The sequence below is a fragment of the Limnohabitans sp. genome (genome assembly GCF_044373035.1).
In the GTDB taxonomy this organism is placed as follows: domain Bacteria; phylum Pseudomonadota; class Gammaproteobacteria; order Burkholderiales; family Burkholderiaceae_C; genus Limnohabitans_A.
Map to the genome: position 1 here is coordinate 1 of NZ_JBILQU010000137.1, position 5,742 is coordinate 5,742.

Sequence of the window (5,742 nt, forward strand, 5' to 3'; positions counted from 1 at the left end):
TCAAATATATAGGCCTGAATTAATGGCTTGTGTGTTCTATAGCAAAGAGAGTGAACATGAAAATCGTATGCATTGGTGGTGGTCCATCGGGCCTGTACTTCGCGTTGCTGATGAAAAAACTCGGCCCCCACCACGACATCACCGTGGTCGAGCGCAACAAGCCTTACGACACCTTCGGCTGGGGCGTGGTGTTTTCGGACCAGACGCTGGAGAACATGCGCGAGTGGGACAAAGAAACCGCTGCAGAGGTGGAACAAGCATTCAACCATTGGGATGACATTGAGCTGCACTTCAAAGACCGGGTGATCCGTTCAGGCGGTCACGGTTTTGTGGGGATTGGGCGCAAAAAATTACTCAACATTCTGCAAGTGCGTTGCGAGCAAGTTGGCGTCAAGCTCATGTTTGAACAAGACGCGGACTCGGATCTGGACTTTCCCGATGCCGACCTGATCATCGCCAGCGACGGTGTCAATTCGCGTGTGCGAAGCCGGTTGCCCGAAGTATTCAAGCCCGATATTGTCACGCGTCCCAATCGATTCATCTGGCTCGGCACTAACCGCCAGTACGACGCCTTTACTTTCTTGTTCGAGAAGACCGAGCATGGCTGGTTTCAGGCCCACGTCTACAAGTTTGACAACCAAACCTCGACCTTCATTGTCGAATGCCCCGAGCACGTCTGGCTGGCGCACGGTCTTGACAAGGCCGATCAGGATGCATCAATAGACTTCTGCGAAAAGCTCTTTGCCAATAACCTGCAAGGCGAAAAGTTGATGACCAACGCCCGCCACCTGCGCGGCTCGGCTTGGTTGAACTTTCAGCGCGTCAAGTGCGAAAACTGGTCGCACTTCAACGGCAACAGCCATGTGGTGTTGATGGGCGATGCGGTGCACACTGCACACTTTGCCATTGGCTCGGGGACCAAACTCGCGCTGGAAGACGCCATCGAACTGGTGCGTCAATTCAAGGCCTTGGGTGACACAGCTGACCGCATCCCCGAGGTGCTGCAGCATTACCAAGCCGTACGTGAGATCGATGTCATCCGCCTGCAAAACGCCGCCTGGAACGCGATGGAGTGGTTCGAGGTGTGCGGCGAGCGTTACTGCGACCAGCTCGAACCCGAGCAGTTCATGTACTCGATGCTCACCCGCAGTCAACGCATCAGTCACGAGAATTTGCGTCTGCGCGATAAGGCTTGGCTAGAGGGCTACGAGGCCTGGTTTGCAGGCCGCACTTCCAAGCCTGGCATTCGCCCACCCATGTTCACGCCCTACACCCAGCGCTCGGTCACGCTCAAGAACCGCGTTGTGGTTTCGCCCATGGCGCAATACATTGCAGTGGACGGCCGAGCGGGGGATGACCACTTGGTGCACCTGGGCGCACGCGCCATGGGCGGCGCAGGTTTGGTCATGGTCGAAATGACCGCGCCCAGTGCCGATGGTCGCATCACCCATGGCTGCCCGGGCCTGTGGAACGATGCGCAGACCGAAGATTTCAAACGCATCACCGATTGGGTGCATGCCAAGTCTGACGCCAAGATTGGCTTGCAAATCGGCCACGCCGGACCCAAAGGTTCGAGCTGCCGCCCATGGCAAGGCCCAGGCATGGACCAGCCCGTGCCTGCCGATGACCCCGAAGGCAACTGGCCATTGATTGCGGCATCCGCCCAACCCTATTTGCCACACGGCGACGTGCCCCGCGCCATGAACCGCGCCGACATGGACCGCGTCACAGCCGAGTTTGTGGCCTGCACACAACGTACAGTTCAGGCTGGTTTTGACTGGCTCGAACTGCACTGCGCCCACGGCTACCTGCTGTCGAGCTTCATCAGCCCGCTCACCAACCAACGCAGCGACGACTACGGCGGATCGCTCGCCAACCGCCTGCGCTACCCGCTTGAAGTGTTTGCCGCCGTTCGTGCCGCCTGGCCGAAAGACCTGCCCATGTCGGTGCGAATTTCGGCACACGACTGGGTCGAAGGCGGCATCACGCCCAGCGATGCGGTCGAGATCGCCCGCGCCTTCAAGGCCGCTGGTGCCGACATGATCGACTGTTCGTCGGGCCAGGTCAGCGCCAAGCAAAAGCCCACGTACGGCCGCATGTACCAAACCCCCTTTGCCGACCGCATCCGCCAAGAAGCGGGCATCGCCACCATCGCAGTCGGAGCCATCTCTGAAGCCGACCACGTCAACAGCATCTTGGCCGCAGGCCGCGCCGATCTGTGCGCTGTGGCACGCCCACACCTGGCCAATCCGGCCTGGACACTGACCGAAGCGGCGCGCATCGGCTTCAAAGACATCGTCTGGCCCCGCGCCTACGAATCGGGCAAGCCCCAGCTCGAAGCGGGCTTTGCCCGTGAGCGTGCCATGCAGACTGCGAGTAAGGGGGACTGAGATGTTCCAAGAACTTGAAGGCCGTCACGCCCTCATCACAGGTGCGGGCGCAGGCATCGGCGCAGCCATCTCGCTGCAGCTGGCACAAACCGGCTGCCGCTTGACCCTGTGTGGCCGCTCGCAAGGCACCCTGCAAGCCCAGGCCGAAGCGCTGCGCGAGCAAGTGCCCGATCTGGCGGTGCTGATTGCGCCCATGGACGTGGCCGATGAACAAGCTGTGCAAGCTGCGGTGCAGCAGGCGCAGTCGCGCTTCGGCCCCGTCAACATTCTGGTCAACAACGCGGGCCAGGCGAGCAGCCAACCCTTTGCCAAGACCGATGCCGCGCTCTGGCAGAAGATGCTGAACGTCAACCTCACGGGCACCTACCACTGCATTCAGGCCGTGCTGCCCGGCATGCTCGACGCTGCGAAAGCCGGCACGCCGGGCCGCATCGTCAACATCGCCAGCACTGCGGGCCTCAAAGGCTACGCCTACGTGAGCGCTTATGTGGCGGCCAAGCACGGTGTGGTGGGTTTGACCAAAGCACTCGCGCTCGAATTGGCACGCAAGAACGTGACCGTGAACGCCATTTGCCCCGGCTACACCGAGACCGACATCGTGCGCGAAGCGGTACAAAACATCGTGGGCAAAACCGGCAAGAGCGAAGCCGAAGCGCGCCAGGCGCTGGCCGCCAGCAACCCGCAGCAGCGACTGGTGCAGCCGCAAGAAGTTGCGCAAAGCGTGCTGTGGCTGTGCGCTGCAGGCAGCGACGCGATCAACGGCCAAGCCATTGCCATCGACGGCGGGGAGTTGGCGGGATGAACAAGAGCGCAGCGCCGAGCCGCCTCAAGCCAGCTCGCGCCCCCTCGGGGGGCAGCGAAGGACACGCAGTGCCGAGCGTGGGGGCCATGCCCACCGACATGGAAGTGCGCGCCCACGCCGACCACCACGCCTCGCTGCGCCTGTGGTTGCGCCTGTTGTCGTGCACCACCCGCATCGAAGACACCATCCGCCAGCGCCTGCGCGAACAGTTTGACATCACGCTGCCGCGTTTTGACCTGATGGCCCAGCTCGAACGCGAGCCGCAAGGCCTCTCGATGAGCGAACTGTCGCGCCGCATGATGGTCACGGGTGGCAACGTCACCAGCATCGTGGACCAGCTGGAAAAAGAACAACTGGTGCAGCGGCAAATGCAAGCCAGCGACCGCCGCTCCTTCACCGTCAGCCTGACCGAGGCTGGCCGCAAAGCTTTTGCCGCCATGGCCCAAGCCCACGAAGGCTGGGTGGTCGAGCTGCTCTCGCCACTGGCTGAGCGAGAACAAACACAACTGCACCAACTGCTGGGCACCTTGAAGTCCAGCAAACCAACACACTCGAAGGAGACAAAATGAGTCAACGCTACCTGCCCGGCCAGCCGCACCAGCTGCCACGCCACAACCAGCCCATGGCGGGCTACCAGCCCGAACACTTCTTGCTGTCCGTCAAAGACGGGGTGGCCACGGTGAGCCTGAACCGCCCCGAGCGCAAGAACCCGCTGTCATTCGACTCGTATGCCGAACTGCGCGACTTCTTCCGCGCATTGCCCTACGCACCCGACATTCACGCGGTGGTCATCACAGGGGCCGGGGGCAACTTTTGCTCCGGTGGCGATGTGCACGAAATCATCGGCCCGCTCACCCAACTCGACATGCCCGGCCTCTTGGCCTTCACCCGCATGACGGGCGATTTGGTCAAGGCCATGCGCGCTTGTCCACAACCCATCATTGCCGCCATTGACGGCGTGTGCGCCGGGGCCGGGGCCATCTTGGCCATGGCGTCTGACCTGCGTTACGGCACCGAGCGCAGCAAAACTTATTTCCTGTTCAACAAGGTCGGTTTGGCCGGTTGCGACATGGGCGCTTGCGCATTGCTGCCGCGCATCATCGGCCAGGGCCGTGCGAGCGAATTGCTGTTCACCGGGCGCGGCCTGGGCGCACTGGAGGCCGAGCGCTGGGGTTTTTACAACCGGGTGTGCGAGGCCGACAGCGTGTTGGCCGATGCGCAGGCCATCGCCGCCCAGCTGGTGGCAGGCCCCACCTTTGCCAACGGCATCACCAAAAAAATGCTGCAGCAAGAATGGAACATGGGCGTGGACGAAGCCATTGAGGCTGAAGCCCAGGCGCAGGCCATCTGCATGGCCACCAACGACTTCCACCGGGCGTACCACGCCTTTGTGGCCAAGCAAACGCCCATTTTTGAGGGCGACTGAGCCATGACCAACAACCCCGCACAACAGCCAACACAGCACCCCGCTGAACTCGATTGGCCCTTCTTTGACGACAGCCACCGCGACTTCAAGTCGCGGCTGGACGTTTGGTGCAACGAGCACCTGGCACACGCCCACCACGACGAAAGCCGCGACGCGGTCGACGCCGAATGCATCCGCCTGGTGCGTCTGCTGGGCAGCGGCGGCTGGCTCAAGCACGCAGTCTCCGGCACAGCCTACGGCGCAGCGTCGGACGTGATCGACACGCGCCAGCTGTGCCTGCTGCGCGAGACGCTGGCTTTTCACAACGGCTTGTCGGACTTTGCTTTTGCCATGCAGGGCTTGGGCACCGGGGCCATCAGCCTGATGGGCTCGGCTGACCAAAAGCAACGCTACCTGCCCCGCGTGGCCTCAGGCCAAGCGCTGTCGGCCTTTGCACTCAGCGAGCCCGATGCCGGCTCTGACGTGGCCGCCATGCAGTGCAGCGCCACCGCCACGGCAGACGGCTATGTGCTCAACGGCCGCAAGACCTGGATCAGCAACGGCGGCATTGCCGACTTTTATGTGGTGTTTGCCCGCACGGGTGAGGCGCCGGGGGCGCGAGGCATCACCGCCTTCATTGTGGATGCCGACACGCCCGGCTTGACGATTGAAGAGCGCATCGACGTCGTCGCGCCGCACCCGCTGGCCACGCTCAAGTTTGACCACTGCAAGGTGGCTGCAGCGCAGCGCATTGGCGAGGCAGGCCAAGGCTTCAAGGTGGCCATGGCCACGCTCGATGTGTTCCGCACCTCGGTGGCCGCTGCGGCTCTGGGCTTTGGGCGGCGTGCGCTGCACGAGTCTATCGCTTGGGCGCGTTCACGCAAGATGTTTGGCCAAAGCTTGGGCGACTTTCAGATCACCCAAACCAAGATCGCGCAAATGGCGACGATGCTTGACGCCGCAACGCTACTCACCTACCGCGCCGCTTGGCTGCGCGACCAGGGCGCACGCATCACCCGCGAAGCGGCCATGGCCAAGATGACCGCGACCGAAAACGCCCAGCAGATCATCGACATGGCGGTGCAGATGCATGGCGGCATGGGCGTCAAAAAAGGCGTGATGGTCGAGTCGCTGTACCGCGAGAT

5 protein-coding genes are annotated in these 5,742 nt (G+C 62.3%); all 5 read left to right on the top strand.

The annotated features are described in order from the left end of the window. The first annotated feature begins 56 nt into the window (after nucleotides 1–56). Nucleotides 57–2,390, top strand: coding sequence for a bifunctional salicylyl-CoA 5-hydroxylase/oxidoreductase (locus ACIQ47_RS14235; protein WP_396438732.1), 2,334 nt, complete (start codon nucleotides 57–59; stop codon nucleotides 2,388–2,390). 1 nt (nucleotide 2,391) lies between these two features. Continuing rightward, nucleotides 2,392–3,192, top strand: coding sequence for an SDR family NAD(P)-dependent oxidoreductase (locus ACIQ47_RS14240; protein WP_396438733.1), 801 nt, complete (start codon nucleotides 2,392–2,394; stop codon nucleotides 3,190–3,192). A gap of 86 nt (nucleotides 3,193–3,278) precedes the next feature. Then, on the top strand, nucleotides 3,279–3,761 hold the full coding sequence (locus ACIQ47_RS14245; RefSeq protein WP_396438736.1) for a MarR family winged helix-turn-helix transcriptional regulator: 483 nt from the start codon (nucleotides 3,279–3,281) through the stop codon (nucleotides 3,759–3,761). Then, nucleotides 3,758–4,618: an enoyl-CoA hydratase family protein gene (locus ACIQ47_RS14250; protein WP_396438734.1), complete on the top strand. Its 861-nt coding sequence runs from the start codon at nucleotides 3,758–3,760 to the stop codon at nucleotides 4,616–4,618. Before ACIQ47_RS14245 ends, ACIQ47_RS14250 begins: the two co-directional genes overlap by 4 nt. Before the next feature lie 3 nt (nucleotides 4,619–4,621). Then, on the top strand, nucleotides 4,622–5,742 hold a 1,121-nt coding region (locus tag ACIQ47_RS14255), incomplete at its 3' end, for an acyl-CoA dehydrogenase family protein (protein WP_396438735.1).

Bases quoted from the DNA above. Each gene is read 5' to 3' on its own strand.
- ACIQ47_RS14250 (WP_396438734.1), top strand. From the start codon at position 3,758: ATGAGTCAACGCTACCTGCCCGGCCAGCCGCACCAGCTGCCACGCCAC.
- ACIQ47_RS14240 (WP_396438733.1), top strand. From the start codon at position 2,392: ATGTTCCAAGAACTTGAAGGCCGTCACGCCCTCATCACAGGTGCGGGC.
- ACIQ47_RS14235 (WP_396438732.1), top strand. From the start codon at position 57: ATGAAAATCGTATGCATTGGTGGTGGTCCATCGGGCCTGTACTTCGCG.
- ACIQ47_RS14245 (WP_396438736.1), top strand. From the start codon at position 3,279: ATGCCCACCGACATGGAAGTGCGCGCCCACGCCGACCACCACGCCTCG.